This is a genomic window from Pseudomonas sp. Pseusp11, from assembly GCF_047304405.1.
Classification (GTDB): Bacteria; Pseudomonadota; Gammaproteobacteria; order Pseudomonadales; family Pseudomonadaceae; genus Aquipseudomonas.
In genome coordinates this window covers 180,349-201,319 of the sequence record NZ_JBGLZF010000007.1, presented here as the reverse complement: position 1 = coordinate 201,319, position 20,971 = coordinate 180,349, and the positions used below count along the sequence as shown (strand labels likewise).

The 20,971-nt window shown below is 55.5% G+C and carries 19 protein-coding genes; 5 read left to right on the top strand and 14 right to left on the bottom strand.

Annotated elements, in window-relative coordinates; translation table 11 throughout:
* Positions 1 to 74: 74 nt before the first annotated feature.
* Positions 75 to 2,387, top strand: coding sequence for an AAA family ATPase (locus ACCC96_RS08580; RefSeq protein WP_413695545.1), 2,313 nt, complete (start codon positions 75 to 77; stop codon positions 2,385 to 2,387).
* Between the two features lie 232 nt (positions 2,388 to 2,619).
* Here ACCC96_RS08580 and ACCC96_RS08575 read toward each other — a convergent pair whose 3' ends face one another.
* Positions 2,620 to 3,558 (bottom strand): LysR family transcriptional regulator, encoded by a 939-nt coding sequence (locus ACCC96_RS08575; RefSeq protein WP_413695544.1) that lies wholly within the window; start codon positions 3,556 to 3,558, stop codon positions 2,620 to 2,622.
* A gap of 115 nt (positions 3,559 to 3,673) precedes the next feature.
* On the opposite strand from ACCC96_RS08575, the gene ACCC96_RS08570 reads away from it, so the two are divergent.
* Positions 3,674 to 4,069 (top strand): RidA family protein, encoded by a 396-nt coding sequence (locus tag ACCC96_RS08570; protein ID WP_111289544.1) that lies wholly within the window; start codon positions 3,674 to 3,676, stop codon positions 4,067 to 4,069.
* A 17-nt stretch (positions 4,070 to 4,086) separates the two neighbouring features.
* Here ACCC96_RS08570 and tnpC read toward each other — a convergent pair whose 3' ends face one another.
* The 5 genes from tnpC to mobH all read right to left on the bottom strand — a co-directional run bounded on the left by tnpC (position 4,087) and on the right by mobH (position 11,992).
* Complete coding sequence (tnpC, locus tag ACCC96_RS08565; protein ID WP_413695543.1) at positions 4,087 to 5,658, bottom strand: IS66 family transposase; 1,572 nt, start codon at positions 5,656 to 5,658, stop codon at positions 4,087 to 4,089.
* Between the two features lie 61 nt (positions 5,659 to 5,719).
* The gene (tnpB, locus tag ACCC96_RS08560) at positions 5,720 to 6,055 is read right to left on the bottom strand and encodes an IS66 family insertion sequence element accessory protein TnpB (RefSeq protein WP_007996831.1); all 336 of its coding nucleotides are present in this window, start codon (positions 6,053 to 6,055) and stop codon (positions 5,720 to 5,722) included.
* Positions 6,052 to 6,378: an IS66-like element accessory protein TnpA gene (gene tnpA / locus ACCC96_RS08555; RefSeq protein WP_111287737.1), complete on the bottom strand. Its 327-nt coding sequence runs from the start codon at positions 6,376 to 6,378 to the stop codon at positions 6,052 to 6,054. The genes tnpB and tnpA overlap by 4 nt, the downstream gene beginning before the upstream one ends.
* 242 nt (positions 6,379 to 6,620) lie before the next feature.
* Entirely contained in the window at positions 6,621 to 9,587 is a 2,967-nt protein-coding gene (locus ACCC96_RS08550; RefSeq protein WP_413695542.1) for a TrlF family AAA-like ATPase, read from the bottom strand.
* A gap of 683 nt (positions 9,588 to 10,270) precedes the next feature.
* Positions 10,271 to 11,992, bottom strand: coding sequence for a MobH family relaxase (gene mobH, locus ACCC96_RS08545; protein ID WP_413695541.1), 1,722 nt, complete (start codon positions 11,990 to 11,992; stop codon positions 10,271 to 10,273).
* Positions 11,993 to 12,215: 223 nt separating this feature from the next.
* Here mobH and ACCC96_RS08540 point away from each other — a divergent pair, with 223 nt between their 5' ends.
* Positions 12,216 to 12,410, top strand: coding sequence for a hypothetical protein (locus ACCC96_RS08540; protein WP_020300924.1), 195 nt, complete (start codon positions 12,216 to 12,218; stop codon positions 12,408 to 12,410).
* A gap of 135 nt (positions 12,411 to 12,545) precedes the next feature.
* On the opposite strand, the gene ACCC96_RS08535 is transcribed toward ACCC96_RS08540, so the two are convergent.
* Together ACCC96_RS08535 and ACCC96_RS08530 are read right to left on the bottom strand one after the other, a co-directional pair.
* On the bottom strand, positions 12,546 to 13,508 hold the full coding sequence (locus ACCC96_RS08535) for an ArdC family protein (protein WP_413695540.1): 963 nt from the start codon (positions 13,506 to 13,508) through the stop codon (positions 12,546 to 12,548).
* A gap of 126 nt (positions 13,509 to 13,634) precedes the next feature.
* Complete coding sequence (locus tag ACCC96_RS08530; RefSeq protein ID WP_413695539.1) at positions 13,635 to 13,973, bottom strand: hypothetical protein; 339 nt, start codon at positions 13,971 to 13,973, stop codon at positions 13,635 to 13,637.
* 454 nt (positions 13,974 to 14,427) lie between these two features.
* On the opposite strand from ACCC96_RS08530, the gene ACCC96_RS08525 reads away from it, so the two are divergent.
* Entirely contained in the window at positions 14,428 to 14,835 is a 408-nt protein-coding gene (locus ACCC96_RS08525) for a DUF3742 family protein (RefSeq protein ID WP_413695538.1), read from the top strand.
* Here the strand turns inward: ACCC96_RS08525 and ACCC96_RS08520 are convergent.
* The 5 genes from ACCC96_RS08520 to ACCC96_RS08500 all read right to left on the bottom strand — a co-directional run bounded on the left by ACCC96_RS08520 (position 14,828) and on the right by ACCC96_RS08500 (position 19,397).
* Positions 14,828 to 16,366: a conjugal transfer protein TraG N-terminal domain-containing protein gene (locus tag ACCC96_RS08520; protein ID WP_413695537.1), complete on the bottom strand. Its 1,539-nt coding sequence runs from the start codon at positions 16,364 to 16,366 to the stop codon at positions 14,828 to 14,830. The two genes, ACCC96_RS08525 and ACCC96_RS08520, sit on opposite strands and share 8 nt — an antisense overlap.
* 10 nt (positions 16,367 to 16,376) lie before the next feature.
* Positions 16,377 to 16,685 (bottom strand): hypothetical protein, encoded by a 309-nt coding sequence (locus tag ACCC96_RS08515; RefSeq protein WP_413695536.1) that lies wholly within the window; start codon positions 16,683 to 16,685, stop codon positions 16,377 to 16,379.
* A 3-nt stretch (positions 16,686 to 16,688) separates the two neighbouring features.
* On the bottom strand, positions 16,689 to 18,071 hold the full coding sequence (locus ACCC96_RS08510) for an integrating conjugative element protein (protein ID WP_413695535.1): 1,383 nt from the start codon (positions 18,069 to 18,071) through the stop codon (positions 16,689 to 16,691).
* Positions 18,068 to 19,024: a TIGR03756 family integrating conjugative element protein gene (locus tag ACCC96_RS08505; RefSeq protein ID WP_413695534.1), complete on the bottom strand. Its 957-nt coding sequence runs from the start codon at positions 19,022 to 19,024 to the stop codon at positions 18,068 to 18,070. The genes ACCC96_RS08510 and ACCC96_RS08505 overlap by 4 nt, the downstream gene beginning before the upstream one ends.
* Positions 19,025 to 19,142: 118 nt before the next feature.
* Positions 19,143 to 19,397, bottom strand: a complete 255-nt coding sequence (locus ACCC96_RS08500) for a helix-turn-helix domain-containing protein (RefSeq protein WP_087092597.1) — start codon at positions 19,395 to 19,397, stop codon at positions 19,143 to 19,145.
* A gap of 169 nt (positions 19,398 to 19,566) precedes the next feature.
* On the opposite strand from ACCC96_RS08500, the gene ACCC96_RS08495 reads away from it, so the two are divergent.
* Positions 19,567 to 19,824 carry a LasR-specific antiactivator QslA gene (locus ACCC96_RS08495; protein ID WP_413695533.1) on the top strand — a complete coding sequence of 86 codons (258 nt, stop codon included), beginning with the start codon at positions 19,567 to 19,569 and terminating at the stop codon, positions 19,822 to 19,824.
* A 251-nt stretch (positions 19,825 to 20,075) separates the two neighbouring features.
* Here ACCC96_RS08495 and ACCC96_RS08490 read toward each other — a convergent pair whose 3' ends face one another.
* Positions 20,076 to 20,807: a hypothetical protein gene (locus ACCC96_RS08490; RefSeq protein WP_413695532.1), complete on the bottom strand. Its 732-nt coding sequence runs from the start codon at positions 20,805 to 20,807 to the stop codon at positions 20,076 to 20,078.
* Positions 20,808 to 20,971 lie beyond the last annotated feature (164 nt).

Genomic DNA, 20,971 nt, shown 5'->3' with positions numbered 1-20,971 from the left:
GGTCAGTGGTGCCCCGCGAGCTCTTAGCGCTTGGGGTTCGCTGAAGCGTACGGACAGCTTAGCGGAGTGAGCTCATGCTCGAGAAAATCATAAGCATCGACAACGTCGGGGTTCTGAAAAAAGCAGCTCAGCGACCTGTCGAGCTTCAGAAAGTCAGTCTAATTTATGCCGATAACGCTAGGGGGAAGTCGACGTTGTCGTCTGTGCTACTAGCCTGCTCTACTTTCGATGCCAAGGATGTCTCAGATAGGAAGACTGTCGGGGCGACACTCCCTCAAAAAGTCGTTTTACGGTTCAACCAAGGGGCACCGGGCGGGGCCTTCAACGTCCAGTTCGACGGCAATGCCTGGGCGGGGCAGAAACCCAATTTGCATGTATTTAACCAAGCTTTCGTTGATCGGAATGTGTATGCCAGCTCAGGTGTACTTCCGGAGCAGAGGGAGGCGCTGCTAGATCTTGCACTAGGTGACGCAGCAGTAGCACAGCGCACTAAATTTGATGCTGAGACCATTGCCGTGAAGGAGAGCACAGTAACGGTCAACTCTGCGGAGGCAGCTCTTCAAGGCTATCGAGGACAGCTTCCGCTCGCTCAGTACATCAAGCTTGCTTCTATTCCAGATGCGGATGACCTGATTGTTCAAACCGATAAGCTAATAGCCGAAGCTCGAGCCTCTGATCAAATTCGTCGGCGTCCTGAATTCCGGCCAGCGCCGTATCCAGCTTTCAGTTTTGACGATATTCCTAGCCTGTTGGAGAGCTCATTCGAGAGTATCTCCATCACTGCAGAGGAAACAGCGAAAGCTCACTTCGCGAAGCATAATGGAACAGCGACAGAGCGCTGGGCTGCTGAAGGGTTGCAGCACCAACCAGATAATGAATGTCCATTCTGTGGCCAGCCAACTCGGGATCTCGGCCTGCTCAAGGCATTCAAACTCTACTTTGACGGTTCCTATTCGGAGTACCAAAAACGTATCACTCAGCTTCGCCATTTGGTCAAGGAGCGTGTCGGAGAACAGCAACTTGCAAGCTGGCGCGCATGCAATGAGTACAACCAAGGGCTACGCAGCGTCTGGTCTGAGACCTCGCTAATTGATGAAATTCCCGAGCTGGATTTCGAGAAAGCCGCCTCGCTGCTTCAATGTGTTGAGGTGGCGTTGCTCGAAATCGTAGCCGCTAAGGAGGGCAATCCTCTCGATGCTTTGGATTCAAAACCATTTATGGCTGCCGTCGCTATGCTTAGTGAGCTGAGCGATCAAGCTCGCATCTTCAATGAGCAGATTGGTGAACTCAATGGTCGCATCTTGGCGTATAAACAGAGGCTTGCAGCACCTGATATAGCAGCTCTGAGTGAACAAAGGGAAGTGCTTACAATCACCAAAAACAGATTCAGTGCTGAGGTGCTGAAATTGATTGATGGGCTGGATGCTGCAAAGGCTCAGTTGCGGACTGCAGAGCGTGCGAGGGAAGCTGCACGCACTGAGTTAGACCATTTGATGGCCGCAACATTGCTAACTTTCCAAGATGCGATTAACGGTTGGTTACGAAGCTTTTCAGCTCCTTTTGAAATCGATTCCCTAGGCTCCACTCATTTAGGAGGCGGCCTGCGTTCGGAATACGTGCTCAAGATCAGAGGTGCTCGTGTGGTGATCGGGCCTAAAACTACCGGCGACTTGTCGTTTCATGCAGCATTGAGTGAGGGTGACAAGCGAACGCTCGCTTTCGCTTTCTTCCTTGCACGCCTATTTGCGGACCCGAAGCGAACTGAAACGACAGTCGTCTTGGATGACGTGTTCACCAGTTTGGATAGACACCGACGACACAACACAGTGGAAGCGGTACTGAAAATGGTAGCTGAATGCTCGCAGGTAATCGCCCTTGGGCATGATGCGCACTTCCTCAGGGAGGTGAAACGTCGTGTAGAGCGGAAAAAAATTGCGATTGTCGGCGAATACTCTCTCCATCGCGATGCTGAAGAGTACAGCTACTTGGACAGCTTTGATCTGGATGAATACTGTTCATCGGATTACTACAAGCACTATCAGCTGGTTGAGCGCTTCATCGCTGGGGATCAAACTTGCAGCATGCTTGAAGTGGCGAAGGCTCTGCGCCTGCTGGTAGAAGGGCATCTGCATCGATGCTTTCCGAAGAAGTTCAAGGAAGGCCAGACGGTGGGAGATATGTTGGGCCAGGTCAAAGCTGCCGCGCCCCCGAACCCCCTGGCCTTGCTGCTGCCTTTGCATGCGGATCTAGTGAGTTTTAATGAGTTCGCTGCTGCCTTCCATCACGATACGTCAGGGGGCTACACCAGGGTTGAGATCAATCAGGCAGAGCTACTTCCGTTTGCCAAAGGTGCTCTGGGCTTCATCCAGATGAGAACGTTCCGGTAAGCCTGTTTACCTGAGCGGTGAGCGGTGGCGCCTCATATTGAGGGTCGTAAGCGTCTAGGCAATACACCTTCCGAACTCCAGTATTAGGGGAGATGATGTCCGCGTATTTTTAATACGGACGCGATTGACCTTAACTTCAGACCCCTAATGCACCAACGATTTTTTACCCTAAACCTGTCAAGCCCCAGGTTGTTCAAGAGTATCTGCAATCAGGCGCGACGGAGTCAGAGGTCTATGGAATGTCAGCGCGTGTGGGCAGAGCAATCTCCGGCACATGCTTGATCATCAACTCCACTACCCAGTCCATGAACACACGTAATTTTCGGCTTACATGGCGGTTCGGCGCATAGGCAATATAGAGTGGCATCGACGCGATATCCCAGTCCTTGAACAGCGGTACAAGTTCGCCGCTCGCCACTGGTTGCAAAGCCATATATCGCGGCAGCCATATTACCCCCAAGCCAGCCTGTCCGGCTGCTAGATATGCATTGCCATCGTCCACTGCCAAAACATGTCGGCCATGCACCTGCAACTGCTCGCCCATGCGCCGCAAGGTGTAGGGGAGAGCTTTGCCTGTTCGTGCCCATCGATACCCCACAACACGATGCTCGCCTTCCTGCAATTCACGCGGATGGGCTGGCACACCATAGAGGGCCAGGTACCTGGGCGCTGCGTACACCCCCAGCGGCAGGTCGGCGATGTGCCGCGCGATCAGGGAGGTATCAGTAATCTCACCGCCGCGAATCACACAATCAACGCTCTCATCTATCAGGCTCACATGACGGTCGCTCACGCCAAGGTCTATCTGGATGTCCGGGTAGCGCTCAAGGAATGCTGGTAGCGCCGGAATCAGTAGCAACCTGGCCAGCGGACTGGGCACATCCACCCGCAGGCGCCCACGCGGCGCAGATGCGGCACTGGATAGCGCGGTTTCAGCGTCATCTAACGCTGCCAACAAGAACTGTACCCGCTCGTAGTAGACGCTGCCATCGGCGGTCACCTTCACCTTGCGCGTGGTGCGATTGAGCAGCTTCACACGCAAGTGCGTCTCCAGTTGCTGGACGAGTTGGCTCACTGTGGTTTTGCTCATGTGCAAGGTGTGGGCGGCCCGAGTAAAGCTGCCGGTTTCTACCACCCGAGCGAAGGCTTGCATGGCATCGAAACGATCCATGGATGCTCCATATTGTTTGGGGATTACAAACAGTAATGACCAGAATTGCCTGTTTATCGGGCCCGAGCAAGCGCCGTAAAGTCCTCATGTAGTTTCCAACTGCTGGAGTTTTCTGATGAACCAACGAGATGTTGTATTCCCCGCCGGCCGTCAGGCCCTTTACGAGCAAAACCGTTATTCAGCTGCGGTACGCGCCAATGGCTTGCTCTTTGTTTCCGGCCAAGTGGGCAGCCGCGAAGATGGGTCACCGGAGCCAGAGCTCAAGGCACAAGTTCGACGCGCTTTCGAGAATCTCAACGCGGTGCTGGCCGCAGCCGGTTGCAGATTTGATGATGTCCAAGACGTTACAGTCTTCATGGTTGAACCGCAGAAGATCTTCGAACAGGTGTGGGAGGTCGTACCGGAATATTGGGGCGAGGCGCCTTTTCCCACGGTAACGGTGGTAGGGGTCACTTGGCTGTACGGTTTCGATGTTGAGATCAAGGTTGTGGCTAAACTTCCTAACGTCTGAGTCTACACCTGCTCACCTTAAGCAAACTGGCATAGCTGGTTGCCTAACGGCACCCAGTTATGCGGCAACAACTTAACGATTTCACTCACGCGCTGTGCTGGCAATCGCGTGAGGATATCCTTCAGATACGCGTACGGATCATGTCCATTCAGCCGCGCTGACTGGATCAAACTCATGATCGCTGCTGCCCGTTTTCCGCTGCGTAGCGACCCTGCGAAGAGCCAGTTCTTGCGCCCAAGAGCCCACGGCCGGATTTGGTTCTCCGCCCAATTGTTGTCTATGGGGACGGCCCCGTCATCGAGGTAGCGCGACAGCGCTGCCCAGCGTTTTAGGCTGTAATCCAGGGCTCTGCTAATAGCCGAACCTTCCGGCACGAGATCTCGCTGGGCGATCATCCAGGCATGCAGCGTAGCCATCACTGGTACGGCTTTTTCTTGCCGTATTCGATGCCGTAACCCCGGTTCCAGGTCGCGGACTTCGCTCTCGATTTCATACAGCAACTGGATATAGCGAAGGGCCTGTTCGGCTAGCATGCTCTTGTTGGTGGCGTGCAGTTCGAAGAACTTGCGCCTTGCATGGGCCATGCAGCCGATCTCGGTCACGCCGAGTTCGAAACTGGCCTTGTAGCCACCAAAATCATCACAGACCAGCTTGCCCTTCCAGTCTTGCAGGAAGTTGCGCGCATGCTCGCCGGCGCGGCTGGGGCTGAAGTCGTAGACGACCGCCGCGGTTTCGCAGAACTGGCTGGTGGCGTATGCCCAGACATAAGAGCGGTGGGTTTTCTTTGTACCTGGCGCGAGCATCTGCACCGGTGTTTCATCGGCATGGATAACCTGCTGACCGAGCACTACGTCACGCAGTGCATCGACCAGGGGCTGCAACTGCACGCCCGTTATGCCCACCCATTGGGCCAACGTGGAACGGGGAATCGCCAAGCCGGCCCGACCGAAAATCGATTCCTGTCGGAACAGCGGCAGATGATCGGAAAACTTGGCGATCATGACGTGGGCCAGCAACCCGGCGGTCGGGATGCCCTTATCAATGACCTGCGCCGGAACTGGTGCCTGGATCAATGTTTCGCAGTCATTGCAGACCCACTTGCCACGGACATGACGTTCAACGGTAAACACGCCGGGCGTGTAGTCCAGCTTCTCGCTGACATCTTCACCAATGCGCTTGAGTGCGCAGCCACATGGGCAGTGAGTGTTGTCCGGCTCGTGATGAATCAGTGTGCGTGGAAACTCTGCCGGTAGCGCCGTACGCTTGGGCTTCTGCTTTTTTTCAGTCGCTACGGGAGCTGTTTGCAAGGCTTGGAGCTCGGCTTCAATCGCCGCGATATCGGTATCGATCAGGTCATCGAGCAAGCTGGCCTGCTCAGGATTCATCTGCTCGCTGCGCTTGGCAAACTTCAAGCGCTTGAGTTGGGCGATCTCGTGGGTCAGCTTCTCGATAACCGTTTGATCGCGGTTGATCTTCTTACCCATTGTCTCGACCGTCTTGCCCATGGTTTCGACTTGCGACAGTAGCTGCGCGGCCAAGGCACGCAGTTGGTCAGGGGACATTTGGTCGAGATTGGGCGAAGAAGTCATGCCCCGGATTTTGCCAGGGCGTGCCGTTCACGGCGATAGACCGATAGGATAATGGCTGCGTTTAAAGCAGTGTGATCGCGCCGCCGGAGCCCGCACGTTGCCATGGTAGCCCCAACACCAACGCCTGAAGTTGTTCGGTATCCAGCTCCATTTCAGCGCCGTGGCGAATGCCTGGCCAGTGAAACTTGCCCTGGTTCAACCGGCGCGCCGCCAGCCAGATCCCGAAGCCGTCATGCACCAGCACTTTCATCCGAGTGGCGCGGCGGTTGGCGAACAGATAAGCACAGTGCGGCTGCGCCGCACCGAACACCGCGATCACTCTGGCTAGTGCGGTCTCAGTGCCCGCTCGCATGTCCATCGGTTCGGTGGCCAGCCAGATGGAGTCGATGCGGATCACAGGGCAAGCCCCCGGATAAAGCGGGCGCAACCTTCAGGGTCGGAAGCTGGCCACTTCACGCAGATCGATTGCTCGCCAAGCAGAAGCTCGATGATCGCCGACGCTTGAGCCTTTGGTTTGGGGTCGACCGGCGCGACTTTCACAGGAACAAAAGCTGGCAGCGCGACTGCCTGTTGATCGCGGAACAGAGGTATCCAGCGGCGAACGACATTGGCGTTGATCCCGTGCCTCATCGCAATCGCGGCCACGGAAACTCCGGGCTGCTCACACTCTTGGACGACTTGGGTTTTGAAGGATTTCGGGTAGGACTTACGTTGGCGCATGGTGATCCTGGCGTTAAGGGCAATTGCGTCCGCTTAAAAATACGCGGACACAATCGTCCTTATGGGCCGGGCTCGGAAGGTGTGTTCACCGGCCCCTTACTGAGGGTCACCGCAGAGGGGATTAGTTGACCACTACAGGAGCACTCAACGCACTGGCTCAACGAACGCTGATTTACGATGAGTGATGTTACAAGTTGCCGCCCGATGATATGGAGCATTCCATTGAGCGGCTACTTGACCATTTATCTCGAAAGCCGAACCCTTAGTCGACGAGCACGCTCCTTGAAGGCAGTTTCTCCCCCCTCAAGAATTTCGCATACGCGCTCTCGGATCAACCTGTCCTCCAGTCCGCCCGATAAGTAGGTAATCGGAGGCAGTTGCCCGTTACCATGTGGGCCACACTCAGCGATGATGATCTGGTCGGCATCCGTATTCACCACCAGGTTGGCGTTATGGGTCACCATAATGACTTGCCGAGTCGACTTGGCGGCCATGAACAAAGGGACGAGATCGTTGTAGATTGACTTGGGGTCGAGGTTCTCTTCTGGCTGGTCAATGATCAGTGGCCGACTGTCATTCGCATCGAGCGAAAGGTAAAGCAGCAACAGTACAATTCCTCTGGTGCCAGGAGAGAGCTTCTGGATTTCAACGCCGTCGTAATTTATGGCGTAACGAACAGAAATGTGGTCGGTACCGTAGAGCCATTGAGCCAGGCGCTTAGTCCACCGTCGATACTCTGCCAGATCCGATGTGGCTACCGGCGCATGCTCAACGAGCTGTTCATGATAGTTCTTAATAAACTCTCTCAGCGCAGCAAGCACGGACTCGTCATCTCCGTAGAGCCAAGGAGCATTCAATGACTCGAGCACTTTCTCGCGCAAGGTACCCCGGCCTCTGAATGGGCCCTTTTTGGAGAGGTTGAGCAACGACTCACCCTCGGCAGACCAGGCCTCAATGTCGACAGTTCGGGCTACCGAAAACGACAGTTTGTTGAGCGTCCCTTGGGCACTATCCAGCCGCTGTTTGATGGGTGAGTAGAGCTCCTGAAGAACTTGCTCCTCAGCCACCAGGGCAGAGAAAACCCGTTTGTATGACTCGCACCTTTCGCTCACCAAAACTTCGAGACGTTGGGAGGCTCCGACATGGTCGGCTAGCTTCTCCCTGCTGGCTCGTAATAGCTCAGTTTCTGTGGTTATTTTTGTTGAAAGCTCCTTGAATCGATTTGCGGTATCTTGGTCAATGCTGACTAGTTGTTGTAGCCGATTAATTTCCGCCTGCAGCAGCGAGAGATTGCATTCTTCAAGCTTGGCACCTTCAGAAATATACTCGCGATGAGAGTCTTCGTTCTGAGTCGGTGGCATTCCTATCCATGCGTCTCTGTTCTTTTGAGCCTTGAGCAACATCTTTGACAGGATGGCTCCGACGTCGCCTTCGTAGTCCCTGAAAAAAGCACTCCACTCATCATTTCCTAGACCACTTTTGGTATGGCGTGCCTGGATGTCTCTAAGATCATTGGGCGCCACGACTTGACGAACATTGTTGACCTCGTCCTGCATGAGAAGAATCTGCTGCTCTTGGGCTTTGTAATACCTCACATAGCCGGCAACCTTTTCTGAGGCGGCAGTTAGTAATTGCAGCCTGGACAATCTGACCTCTGAGCCTTTAGCGACAAGCTTGCTTCTGTCTTCGGTTAACCTTTTGACCAGCGAATCTTTTTCCTGCACCTGAGTAGTCAACTGTGGCACGAGACTGCGTTTTTCGAGTTCGGTGTTAATTCTCTCTGACAGACCGCTGAGGGATTCTTCCTCCCGACGCCTAGCCTCTCGATAACGCTCTGAACGCATGTCTCTCAGGTCATTGAAGCTGATGGCACCCTCACGCTCGGTGGGCGAGTGCGCTTCGTAAATTACCCGTTCTACCTCTGCCAGGAGGCCGTCCGTCATACCATCGGCTGAGCAAAGCTCCTCCACGAACTGCTGCGACAGATACCGGGCTCTTGGATATACGAATTCATCGTCAGTCGTCTGGTTAAGCGGGCTGGCCTGTGTGTCCCCGTTGCACCAAGTGATATTCACTTCAGCATTTTGTAGGTGGTCTTGGGCTCTAACCAAGAATGAGTGCCCTGTAATTGCGTTGCCCCGCGCATCACAACCTGCCGCCAATATGTCAGCCAGCGCGGTCTTTCCTGAACCTCTTGCGCCTACCACGGCAATTAGGCCCGGGTTCAGAGCCAAGGATGGTGTCTTGAGCCACGGTGCGTTAGTAATGTCGACCTGGGAAATCACCTCGGAGGCGTTTCCGTAGGGCGGTGGTTCCTCTCCAATAAAAGCCCTGCCTGCCGGGTCGATACAAGCTTGCCGAAGTGTGTCGAAAGTAGGGCTGCCTTTAAGCCAGCTATATCTATTTCCGTCCGGAACTCCGGCTTTGGCAGTTTGATGAGCATCACTGCCGTGTAAACAGGGTTTCAGGCCGTTGTATCGCTCTATTAAGCTCTCCGCTGATAAAGCTTTCCTTCCTAACCAAAACTCGCGTTGATTCGGGTTAGAAGCGAAAATCACATGGGCAAAACGCTCTAATTCTTGGCGCAGCACCTCGTCTGCACCATCCTGCAATGCAGCGGTACCATCATTCTGCTTAGCCGCGACCGCAATGATGAGGTTATCTTGTGCCCACTGGCTGTGTTTGTACTTGTCCCTCAACTCTTGGAACGAAACCTTGAAACGTTCAGCTCCATGTCTCAACGCCGATTGGTCATCTTTGATTTCCGCATTTGCTCTTCTCCCAAGCCTCTTCAAATCACTTGGCGTGCATCTGAACTCATCATCAAAGGCTTTGAACGTAAGCGACGCGAGAAAACGCTCAAGCTCCTCAAGATGATTATCCTCATCGGGGCACACCAAAAGGTGAGCGTTGATCCAGGATTTAGCAGTTCCAATGTCGAAGCGAATTTCGACGTTGGGGAAGAGAAGCTCGCATTTCTCGAGCCGCCCTGACTGCTTGTGTTCAACCAGTTGCCTGTAAGTGTCAAGCAGGTAGTAATCCGTTACCGCGATCACACTTATGGGGGGAAACGAATCTTCAAGAGCCTTGAGATATCCGTCCCAGTCACCTTTGAACTGATCGTTGAACAACGTGCCTGGTGCGTGTACGTGAGGATCCCATCGAAGCCAGCGAGACCCTGAGGAGAGTGGCTTGGGTACAGTCTGCATTTTTACGTCCGAGTAGGCAGATAGATGATGCATGCCCCGACACACTATGAGTCATGGCTGTGCGCGAGGATGGATGTCGCCGTGCCACTATTTTGTATTCGTCCGTATGTGTCAATCTCAAGTAGATAAAGCGCGTGCTCTTATCTGCGAGCGAGTTCTGTTTGACCAAACGCGCGGCCGGGCCGCATCAATCAGTAGGGCTCCCTCCAATCTCCTATCGTGCAGACGGCTTGGAGAATTCGGATATTCGCAAATTGGTTTGTGACATTTTGGAAGGCGAAGAGTCGGCGTTCCGAGAGCACGCAAGACGTCTTCGTGTTCGTTTGGAGAGATGAGGCTTGAATAGCTTAGCAGCGGCCGCGCCAACCTCCAATGTTCGGCTGGCGTGGTGCTCCTTTTTATTGTGGGACTCAAGCGCTTGATCCTGCTTCATCCTGCGCTACCGGACCTGAGCACCGGACAACAGGATCGCAAGCTCGACGACGTTTCGAAGATAGAGGGCTGCGCGGCGGTCGAACTTGGACATCTCGATGCCGAGCGTTGGATGTCGTCGCACCAGAAACGCATGCGTGTGTTATGCGGGAGCACAAGTCATCATCACGGGTGCTTCCTTCCAACGCCTAAGGCGTTCATAGGAACAAACTCACCAAGTCTTACGTCGGATGACGCCCTCATACCATGTATTAAAGTTCTGCGATTTTAAGAAAAGGATTGTCGGGTGGTATCAATTCAAAAAAATGCTTCGGATCCTCAATCAAGTACCCCTTCAAGGTGGTTCTCTTCCTAGGGCCCTGCACTTGGCATGCCCAGATGTTTAGGCCATTGTCTCGCTTTCTGTGTACCTTCAGTTTCTCGAACTGCTTCTGTACCCAACGCCATTCTTCAATCTCTTGGTCGACACTCTTGGCGATGCCAGGAAACTCCTGGACATAACGTTGGAAGAGACCAGGCGTGACCAGAAATACGCTGCCACTCACCGTGTGGATTTTGGCCTTACTGTCATTGATGACTAGCTGGTGGCTCAGGATGCCTTCCTTGATCCAATTCAAGAATACGTAGCCAGGGTTGTCCGAAGGGAGGGTTGAGGTTTCAAGAGCGTTCTCTGACGGTGCATCACTGGCCTCAGGCTTTTCCAACTCGAACATGTCCAGCAACGTTCCGAGGTAATCGGCATCCTCCATCGCCAGGGGATCGGGTTGCGATGTGCTTTGAGTTGATCTTGTACTGACTGCGTTCGGCGGTGGTGATACCGGAGCATCAGCCGGGTGGTCATCGACTACAATGCTTACCGTTCCGCTGAATGCTTTTGGGCGGTCTTCGTTCCCCCAGATCAATGCCGGTTGAATGCGCAAAAACGTAAAGGTCTGCTGCCAGTCCCCCTGAGCGACAAGGGCGGTCCAGATGGCTTTGCCTTCAGGAGTCGACTCGGCAAGCCTATGCGATTGCAGTTCGTCGAACACAGCAATGTTGGAGGAGGGAATGCCCTCTATCGCTTGCGACAGCAGATAGGCTCGCAGCTTGTCCGTGACCGTCTTGCTGACCAGCCAGAGCGCGTCCTGGGTCAGCCATCCCGCGGCACCCGGCTGGTTGAGTTTCAGCTCGTGTTGAACCAGATGACGCAGTCCGCTGATCAAGTGATGTTGCAGCGAATGAATCGGCGCTTGCAGCGCCTTGCTCGGGTTTCCGCCGATGTTCTGCGCGGTGGAGACGCGGTCGGCCTGAATCACCAAGTCGCCCAGCACGCCTGCACGTTCGTACTGACCGGCTAGGACGTACAGCAGGCAGGCCCACAGCGACGGAAATCCACTGAGCCAGTCCAAGATAGGTCGGTTGAGAATTTCGGTGTACAGCAAGCCTGCGGCGGCGCCATGCAGGTGGTAGTCGCGACCTTTGAGGTAGCGAAAGCGGTAGGGTTGATCCAAGGCGCCGTGCCAAGGATGCCAAAGACTGCCATCCTGGCGTTCGACCTGCAGATCCACGGCGATCTTGCCGATGTCATGCAGCAGGGCGCCATAAGCAATACCCGCTGACCAGGCATCAGTCTGGGCGGCTTGGTCTTCGGGCGCGACGCCGGTGGGAAGCAGATACAACTGACGCAGTTTCAGACTACAGGCGACCAGTTCCAGTCCATGGTCGAGCATGCCGCCGAGATAAGCATGGTGGTGCGTCTCGCTGGCCGGGAGTTGCTGGACCTGTTCGGCGTAGCGATGGATCGGATTTAAGTAGAGCTGGGTGAATTGGGCGTGGGAGAGGGCGGTGTATTCCCAGATCCGATCGAGCAACTGACGGCGGTGCTCCGCTGCTAACAAGCTGTGGGCCGCCTCGATGGGCAGGTAGCCCTCGGCGACGCTCACGGAAAGTGGCGGAGGAGGCTTCTGCCTTTTGTGGCGAAACAGACTGAGCATCGTGACCTCCGGGTAGTGGCTGGGTCAGTGGCCTTTTAGCCTTTTCGGGTAGCGCTCTTACCCTTGAGTCCCCATTCCCTTCCAGCCCTTACCCGTCCTTTTGGCTTGTGTCCCTTTGTGCGGCAATCGAAATATGGATACTGCTAGACATCGTTTTGTTGGGGGGCTGGCACGGAAAAGACAAGAGTCGGTACACTGCGGTGCATATTTTTTGGGTCTTGCCATGAACCTCACTGACGCCACGCTCGTGCTGCTGCTCGCGGCACGTATCCATGGGACCGACGAGGCCGTCAGGGCCTCGGCGAAGAGCGTGGTCAAGAAGTTGCCGCGCAGTAAACGCGATCTGATCTACAAGGTAATCGATAGCCGAAGTCCGCTCGAGCTGGTGGATTTTCTGGCGCAGAACCTGGATACGTAACGGCATGCTGCGCGTGTGCGCCGCCTATCTTTTTTTTGCGTCAGAGTCCCGCGGCATGGGATTTTTTCTGGGCGTAGAAAAAAGGGCTCAACTCGCGTTGGGCCCTGTGCAGCGATTGCAGCGGTGAGGTAACGATTAGGCTCCATAGTTCATGCAAAGCGAGTCATCCAAGACTACTTGCCCCAGTTGCTGCTCCAGGTTGAGCACATACTCCGAGGCGCTGCGGGCGTGGCCACTGGCACGAAAGATTGCGCGCTTGTCAGCCTTGAGCAGGCTGAGCCAGTAGTCGATGTAGCCTTCGTGTCTCAGCGCTCCCTGAATGCCGGCGTAAGCACATAAAAACGCAGCGCCCATCTCGGCGATTAACTCCTCAAAAGCATAGCCTGGCGAGCCGAACGGGCAGGATGAAGTCACCCCCTCGCGCTGCAACCGCGAGTGATGCCCGGTCCAGTGTGTCAGCTCGTGTAGTGCGGTGGCGTAGTAGCCACCTTCATCGTGAAATTGCGCTTTTGTCGGCAGTTGGATGAGATCCCTGATCGGGTGGTAAAAGGCTTCGTCGGCAGAGCGATGCACGATGTTTGCCCCCGAACGTAACAGCAGATTTTCCGCAGCGCTGTTGGCCAGGAAGGGGCCGGTCGGGTCTGTCTCGAGCAGGGTGTCATTGAGCGTTTCGAGCCCCTCCGTTTGCTCGATGTTGAACAGAAAATGCGTCCTGAGAATGCCAAAGTGAGCGACCTTGGGCTTACCATGTTCATCAAGTACGGGTTGGCCTGACTCGGTCTGTTCCTCGCGCTCCATCGGCTTGTAGAGCACCGCCAGAGTGCTGTGTTCACCCTTACGGATGTGCCCACCGGCCTTTTTGGCTTGGTTGAAGGTCAACCAACGATCTTGAGTGAATCCCTGCAACCTGGCCTCAGCCCAGAGCAGCGGCAAGTTGATCCCGGAGTAGGGACGGCGCGTGATGGCGTTAATGGGGTAGGGTTGATGATGACCGGCGTAAGCGGAACCACTTGAGGACCAGGGTTTGATCCAGGGGGCAACGCCTTGGTCCAAAGCAGTAACGATCTTGTCAGTCACGTCTTGGTAGATATCGCGCATGGCATTTTCCTCGAGAGAAAACGGAGGAACGCCGTGCCCGTCGGGGAGGGTTCCCCGATTGGGTGATGGGTGGATTGATGCAGGTCTTGCATGCTGTCCGAATGTGGATTTGAGAGCCGAGTGCGGTTATGTGCGTTTAGTGTTGGCCTCTCCTGCAAGCGCTATCAGCAAGGCGCCAGGCTGACCCGCTTCTTGGAGCAGGCTAAGGCTTAATTGCAGTAACAGGTCATGGTGTGGATGACCCGTTGACGCGATTTTGGTTACCTCGAACAGCACATAGGGCTTGTGTGGAGAGGCGAGGTGAGCCTCGAAGGCTGCGCGCAATACGTGGCTCAGCCGATCGACCTGCAGCTTCTCAGCATGATCGGAACGCTCGAGCAGTACTGCGCGTTGCCACGCGCCAGGCGTGAACACGATGGGCAACCGAAGGGTGTTCAGTGCTTCCGGTGTAAGTGAGTCGGACATGGTATGCCTCCGTTGAAAGCGCGAAGAAACCTGTCCCGTGGGGGAAAGAATTTCCCCGCAGTGGGTTGAAGAAAAACAAGAAGGTTTGCCTGGCGAGCAGATCTCGAAAGGCACTCAGGAGAGCAGTAGGCGTTCATCACCGTTGAAACGGTCACCGTGCGAGCTACCGAACGCTAATCGCACTTGGGGAGAACCATCACCGAAGTGACGTAGTCTTGAAGGCTCTGGCTACCTAGGAAGGTGCTGTCGATAACAGCGATCCGTACTTGTATTTAGCCGGACGATTGATACGGGTCAATCATTTTAGAGAAGCTGGTTCACGAGGCTTGTCTTCTGTCTTCCAGTGAAGATTTTTCGGCTTGGCAAACTGATAAACGGTCAGGCACGGACAGTTTTCAGTAGTAGGCTGTTACTCTTGTCTCAACCATGAAAACGCTCAGAAGAGGGCGAGACCATGCCGACTCAAAAACCTGTTCAGAATTCACGTGCCCACTGCTGGGCCTATACCTGTGGCATGTCGATAAAGCGCGGGTATCGCAAGTTGAAAGCGTTTGAGTCCCGCGTGGCTGACCGTGCGGTGACGGCAGGAATGCCCGCAGGTAAATTACTCGTTCGCGGGAGCTTTCTGACTGCCAAGTTGGCGTTAGTTGGGGGGCTACTCTTTATCGGTTTCTGGCTGGTCGCTTCTGTTGTGGTGATGATTGCTGTGATTGCTTTTCTGCCGTCCAAGGTCGTCATTGACACGGATCTTGAAGGGGATAATCCAGGTCCAGACTATCTTGGGGCGAACTCCTATCTTGGCAACTACGATGACAATGGCCACTACATAGGTCATTTCAAATCATCTGATGACGTCAGATGAGTTTCTTCGTAGCACCCATTAACTGATCTGTTCCTTTGCCCGCTGCTCCATGCGAAGCTTTGCTTGCACCTCCTAACATCCCCTCAAGACTGTTGCCTATTGAGTAGCCAGCCCAGCTCATGGCGACCAAAAATAGTCCAGGCAGCACCAAGAACATCGCCCCCATCACATACTCAATTACTTGCGCCGTGACCGTCCCATCCATAAGGCCGGATGTGGGCAGCGATAACAGCACTTGCTTGGAAGTCGAAACTTGGTTGTACAAGGTGTCGAGCATGCTGGAGTCGACCCAGCGTGCTAACTCCCACCAGAAACTCAGCATGTGCAGCGTGAACAGTGCGAACGTCACCGTCATGACGGTCTTCAACTGGTAGGTACTGACCAGCAGAATCAGCGGCAAGCTGATGATGACGCCCATGATCAGGAAAGCCTGCACCATCGGCAGGGCGGCGCGTAGCGCATTCATTGCGGGAAAATTACTGAAGGAACCCAGTGCCAATCCGGTATTGGTGGCCAGGTTATTAAGCCCCTGATTGATCGAGCCGCCGCGGGCGCTGGAGCCATAGTCCTGGTACACCTGTCCGGGCGACATGGACATCGATTGCTGGCGCGGGCTGACCAGCTCACGCAAGGTCGCATCCTCGATCTCGTTGCTCGAACGACCAGTCAGCCAACCTTTCAGCTGAGTCAGCAGCGAAGGATCGACCTGCTCGATCAAGCGCTCGCGCAAGCCGACGCCGCTGTCGCTCCACCACTGCTTGCAGGTGGGGTAGCCGGCGCCATTCTCCAGCCGAGGCAAGGAGACATCGCGGTTTTCATCATAGGGCCAGTTGACGCGCGGCGTGCGTGAACGATCCGTATCGTAGTAGCCGGGTGTGTCGAGCAAATAGCTTGAGCCGATCCAGGACGTGTCGTGACTTTGTGCCTTGTCCAGCTGCGGACGGTTGGTGAACAACCGAGAACGGGAATAGCCATAGCAGTCGCGGGTGAAGTCGGCGACTTCCTGCAGCAGGACCTGACTGTCGATGCGCGAACTGTCGATCTCCATGCGCATCTGCCGGATATCCGGTGCGCAGGGGATGGACGCGGTGGCCGCGGAGGTCACGCCTTTGCTCAAGGCATGCACAAGAAACCACCAGATCGGCACGGTGGCGGAGCGTTCGCCGATGGTATTGAAGGTGGCACCCCAAGCCGTTTCCGCTGGCTTGGCCACACTGACACCGCAGCGCTGGCTCGCCGCATCATCGAACGCCATTGAGGCGAGGCTCAGCGGAAAGACCGGCGCGCAGCCAAACAACACGACGATGTAGGCCAGCCACAGCCGGTTTTCGATCCGCGGCACCGAGAGCAGTCCCTTGTTACCTTCATCCGCGCCTTGCTGACGGGCCGACAGCCATTCTTGGAGGATGATCGCGCCGAAGGGCGCGGCGAACAGCCCAGTATCGGACAATACACTCCAGAGACCGTTATTGATGATCCAGGCCAGCAGGGAGAGGTAAAACTCCAGGTAGCTGTTGGTACTCATGAGCATGGTAGTGGCCTCACAGTCGGGTGAACTCAACGACGGTCAATAGCACGAGCCCTAATGTCCCGATGCGCTTCACGCGCAGTCGATCCTGTGGTCGATGTCGGTAGCGCCGAAACAGATCCCACCAGAGCGTAAAGAGGGCGCCGTAGAGCAGGGCACGCCACCACCGCAGATAGGGCCGTACGGATTCCCATGCCTGCTGCCAGACCTCGAAACTACCCAGCGCAGTGCGGCCGATCCAGGCGACCAGTGCGGCAGTCAGGACCATCACCGCGGCAATCCACAGACTCGAAAGCAAAGTGAATAGCGGTGAGCGTTTCATGGCTCACTTGCGCCTGGCGTCAGCATCATTGAGTCGACCGGGCTCGGGGTCACCTTGCTCGACGGTACGCGAAGCATCGGCACCACCGGCATGCCGGTCGAGCACCAGGCTAGCGGTGTTGGTGGCCAGCATCTGCCGGACCTGCAGCTCGGTTTGTAGCAGGCGTATCTCGCGCTCCAATGCGTCGATATTTTTCGTCAGGGCGGTCTGGGCCGGCTCGGCGGAGGCGATGTTCGGTTCGTGACTGCCTGCCAGCAGGGTGCGCAGTAGTAGGAGCGCCTTGTCGAGTACGCTGGACAAGGCCGTCTCGCTGGCCAGACGTCGTGCCAACAGATCCTGATCGGGATCGTCGCGCAGGGCTTCGATCACACCACGGGTCACCGGCAACATCGGGCTGGAGGCTTTAGCCAGATTGTCAGAAGTAGGCGGCAGAGAGCCGGACAGCAACCCTTGCAAGGCCTTGAGGCGTTCGCTGTAGGCCTCCTGGATCAGCGGCGTCAGCCCGCTGCCGGCGGTAGCGCGCAAGGTTTCGCAGCTGTCGCAGGTCGCAACTTCGCTCTCGCCCAACACCCGAACGGCCCACTCGGATTCTTCCTGGGGCGAAGCCCAGGTCTGGCAAATAGTCCCACCTAGGCAATCACTGCTACTGATCGAGGCACTGTCATCCACCGAGCGGTTATGCAGCAGGTTGTAGCCTGCGCGCACTACGTCGGAGGTCACCCGGATGGGTGTCTGCCCGCTACCTCCAGCCTTCTGGCCGCCGACCCAGGACACCCCATTGTTGCCGTTATGGGTCTCGGTATTTTTTACCGCGGCCACCGCATCACCGCCGGTTTGCTCCAAATTGCCCTGCATCTCCTGGTGCTTGGCCAACGCGCCCCAGCCGGCTTGACCGACTTTGTCCGCCATCTTCTCAGCCATGGCCTGGCAGGTCAGCTTGGAACGATCGAAGTCAATACGGCCCTGCATCACCCCGTTACTGAGCAACTCGTAGAGGCCGGGGTTGGCGCGTTGGATGATCAATGCTGGCAGTGACATCACCGCCTGGGTCGCGTTCTGCACGACGCTGCCCATGATCTGCTGGAAACCTTCGGTGGCACCATTCAGTTGGTTTTGCAGGGTATTGGTGAGGCTCATGTTTCCGCACATCATGTTTGCTCGCCAGGACCCGCCGACGCCGAGACCGCTGGGTCGGTAGAGCGAGCTCGGTGAGCCCACTGCAGAGCCGCCACCGATGGTGTACATCACTCGGTCGTCGAGCACTTCGCCTTGAGTACCCAGGCGGTAGTCGCCCTCGGCGGCGCGGGCATGAGTGGGCATGGCGAGCAGTCCGCAGAGCAAAAGACTCACCACGCCCAACCATGGTCGCGCGCGAAGCCGATTCATGAAGCACCTCCTTCAAAGTCGATGCTGAACAGAAAGGTCTGCCCCTCACGTTTGCAACAGCTATAGGGACGCCATAGCGACCAGGCGTAGCCGCTATCCGCGCTCTGTACGGGATCGCTGGGGAAGATGGCGCACGTGGGTTGAACCTGAGGGTAGAGCAATTGCCATTTGTGGGTCGAAGCGTCGTTTTCAATGATTGGGCCCGGCGGCCAGTAACCGTCGCGTTTGGCCGGCGTGAGCGGTACATACACATGCGGTTGCCCGTTACGTGTGATGACATCGCCGGCCCGTTGCGCCATGACTGCGGCGGCTTTGAAGTCGTCAGGCTGTACCAGAAAACCCTGACGGGGATAGACGTTGCCCCACATGTTTCCCGAGGCCTGACGACCGACTTCACGGATCCCCGAGATGAGCGACTCAGGGTAAAAACTTTCCGGTATGCCATGGCGCCAAGCCAGCGAGTCCAGGGTGCTCAGGAAGTAGGGCATGAACGCAGTCGCGCCGCTGGCGCAGGCGTAACCGGATTGAGAGGCCAGTTGCGTGGCGGCCCAGCCACCGGGGTGACCGATGCCATCGACGTTCTTGAAGCGAGGCAGGTTGTCGCGGCGGGTGTTCGGCGTGATCAGGTTGCCACCCCCCTCCGCACCGCTGATGGGAGAGGAGAGGGTGGACATCTCGGTCCATGGGTTATTGCCGGTGGTGGCGTAGCTCGAGACCACCAGTTCAGGAATGAAATGACGAACCTTGGTCGAGGTTTTGACTGTGCAGCCGAAGGGCGTGCAGAGGAGCCAGAAACAAATGCCAACGACCCTGTATGCAAGACAATTTGGCGACAACACAGAGGACGTGATGCTGGCGGTATCCAGCGCCACGCTTGGCCCGCACGCCAGCAGGATACTCAGCGCCAAAGGTCGTAGCTTCTGGGGTGCAATTGACGGGCATACGACAGGCATGATCCAGGCTCTTTGGGCTAATGGCCTGGACAGGTTCAATGACGTAAGAGGGGGTTGTCAGTGATAAAGCCGAACGTGGGGTTGTCGGTTTGCAAGGATTTACAGGACGATGAAATGGCTACTCGATGTCCAGCACACGGCGAAGGGCGTCAGGCTCGATGAGTAGCTGATCCGCGGTGATCTCGAAAATATTGGCGAGTTTGCACAGGACCAATAGCGACGGGTTGCCTACCCCTCGTTCGATTTGACTGACATAGGTACGATCCACCTCGGCCATGAGCGCCAGTTGCTCTTGGGTAAGGTTCTTCACGCGCCGTATCAAGCGGATGTTCTCCGCCAGTTGCAGGCGAAGCTGTTCGTAGTCTTGAGTCATGCGCGCAAATTGCGCCTTGAGGGACTCTCAATCCACGGGATATAGTCTACATTGGTATTGATCTAGGCCATTTGATGCTCATGCCTGTTATCGAGCATTCATTTGGTGTCGTTAAGATTTTCGAGGCTGGACTCTGCGTCTAACAATAAATCAGAAATCTAGGGTGTGTATGGACGAAAACTACATTTCAATTCCTGCAGCGGATGGTTGCCCGAGTCTTCTGACACCTTGGGGCAACGAATTTGCTCCGATGATCGAACGTGGTGTGCAATGCGCGCAGGCTTGGCTTGATACAACCGGTGAGGTTCCCCTGTGGTGGGAGCTGGCGCAAACACGCAAGACCTTTCCTGTTGGAGACTGCCAAGATGCTTTTGAAGCCGGGTTCTTGTTGAGGATTCAGCAGCGGCTTGGAGGTGCACCGAGGTGATTCACTGCTCGCAGGCTTGGGTCGGTGTGCATTGGCACTGTCACAAGGACAGCAATTTGAATCTCTGGGGGCTTTGAAGCTTTGTGCTTTTGCCCCGTCGTTGTAAGACATCGATTGAGCCTCGGCGAGATAGAGCTATGGCGGCCATTCACTAACTATCCGGGCACACAGCTTCCCTAACACTTTCACTTAAATTGATCATATCTACCTCAATTTTGACCTCAGGCATCCATCATCGATGGGAGCTACTTTCACACTTCGGAACAGGGTTCTGTTGTGCATTGGAGTTTACGGTCTTTCAGCACAAACTCGAGGGTTCGAAACTGCGTTGGGCAACACAATCCGTCATTGTCAGCGTGCATCATGAGTTGCACGACGACATTCTCACCCTGAATAGATACGCTACGAATCTCTACCCTATCCCCCAAGACGTAAGCTTTCCCGTAAGCCCTTGCATTTCCTCTGTCAATGAAAACGGTGGCAAGGTAGTAGTAAATCCCACTGCCTCCTTCCGATGCCTGCAACACTGCGATGGCATCACCGTTACCGTCGCCATCAATATCGCCAAACGCATGGTCTACTAAGTAAACGGCTATATCTTTATCGGGCAATTCACGTCCGGTGTCAGGAGCAAACTCACGCTTTCCGCCTTGCAACGTAATGAAATCGTCGTCAATTCTATATGTAAGATTTTTCAATACCTCCATCGATATCGGAGGGTAGGTGATTGAGGCTGGTGGCTGGGCGCCAAAGCTTGCAATTGAGACATATACCCAAGCTGCGATGCTTGAGAGCCCTAGGGTCAAAAAAGTGAACGCCGTGAACATGACGATCCAAAAGTTTTGTTTCTTTGTGAGGTTCGGAAAGATGATCTTTGCAATGATGTCACGGCCAACGCAAAGGGCCGCTCCAATAGCTAGTCCAGCCGGTGCTGCAATTGGTGCGATTGATTTGATTAGGTCGAGTGTAATTGTTGAAGACATAGGGGATGGCAGTGCCTAGCTATCGAGTTGATGCGGTGTGCTTGAGACTCCGCGTAGTTTGATGTTCAAGAAAGACTCTGCCGAACCACCTCTGCTAGGTGTTTCACGGCCTGTAGACAAGTCTCCTGTCGATCGCCGAGGACACCAATGCAAAAATTGTGGGG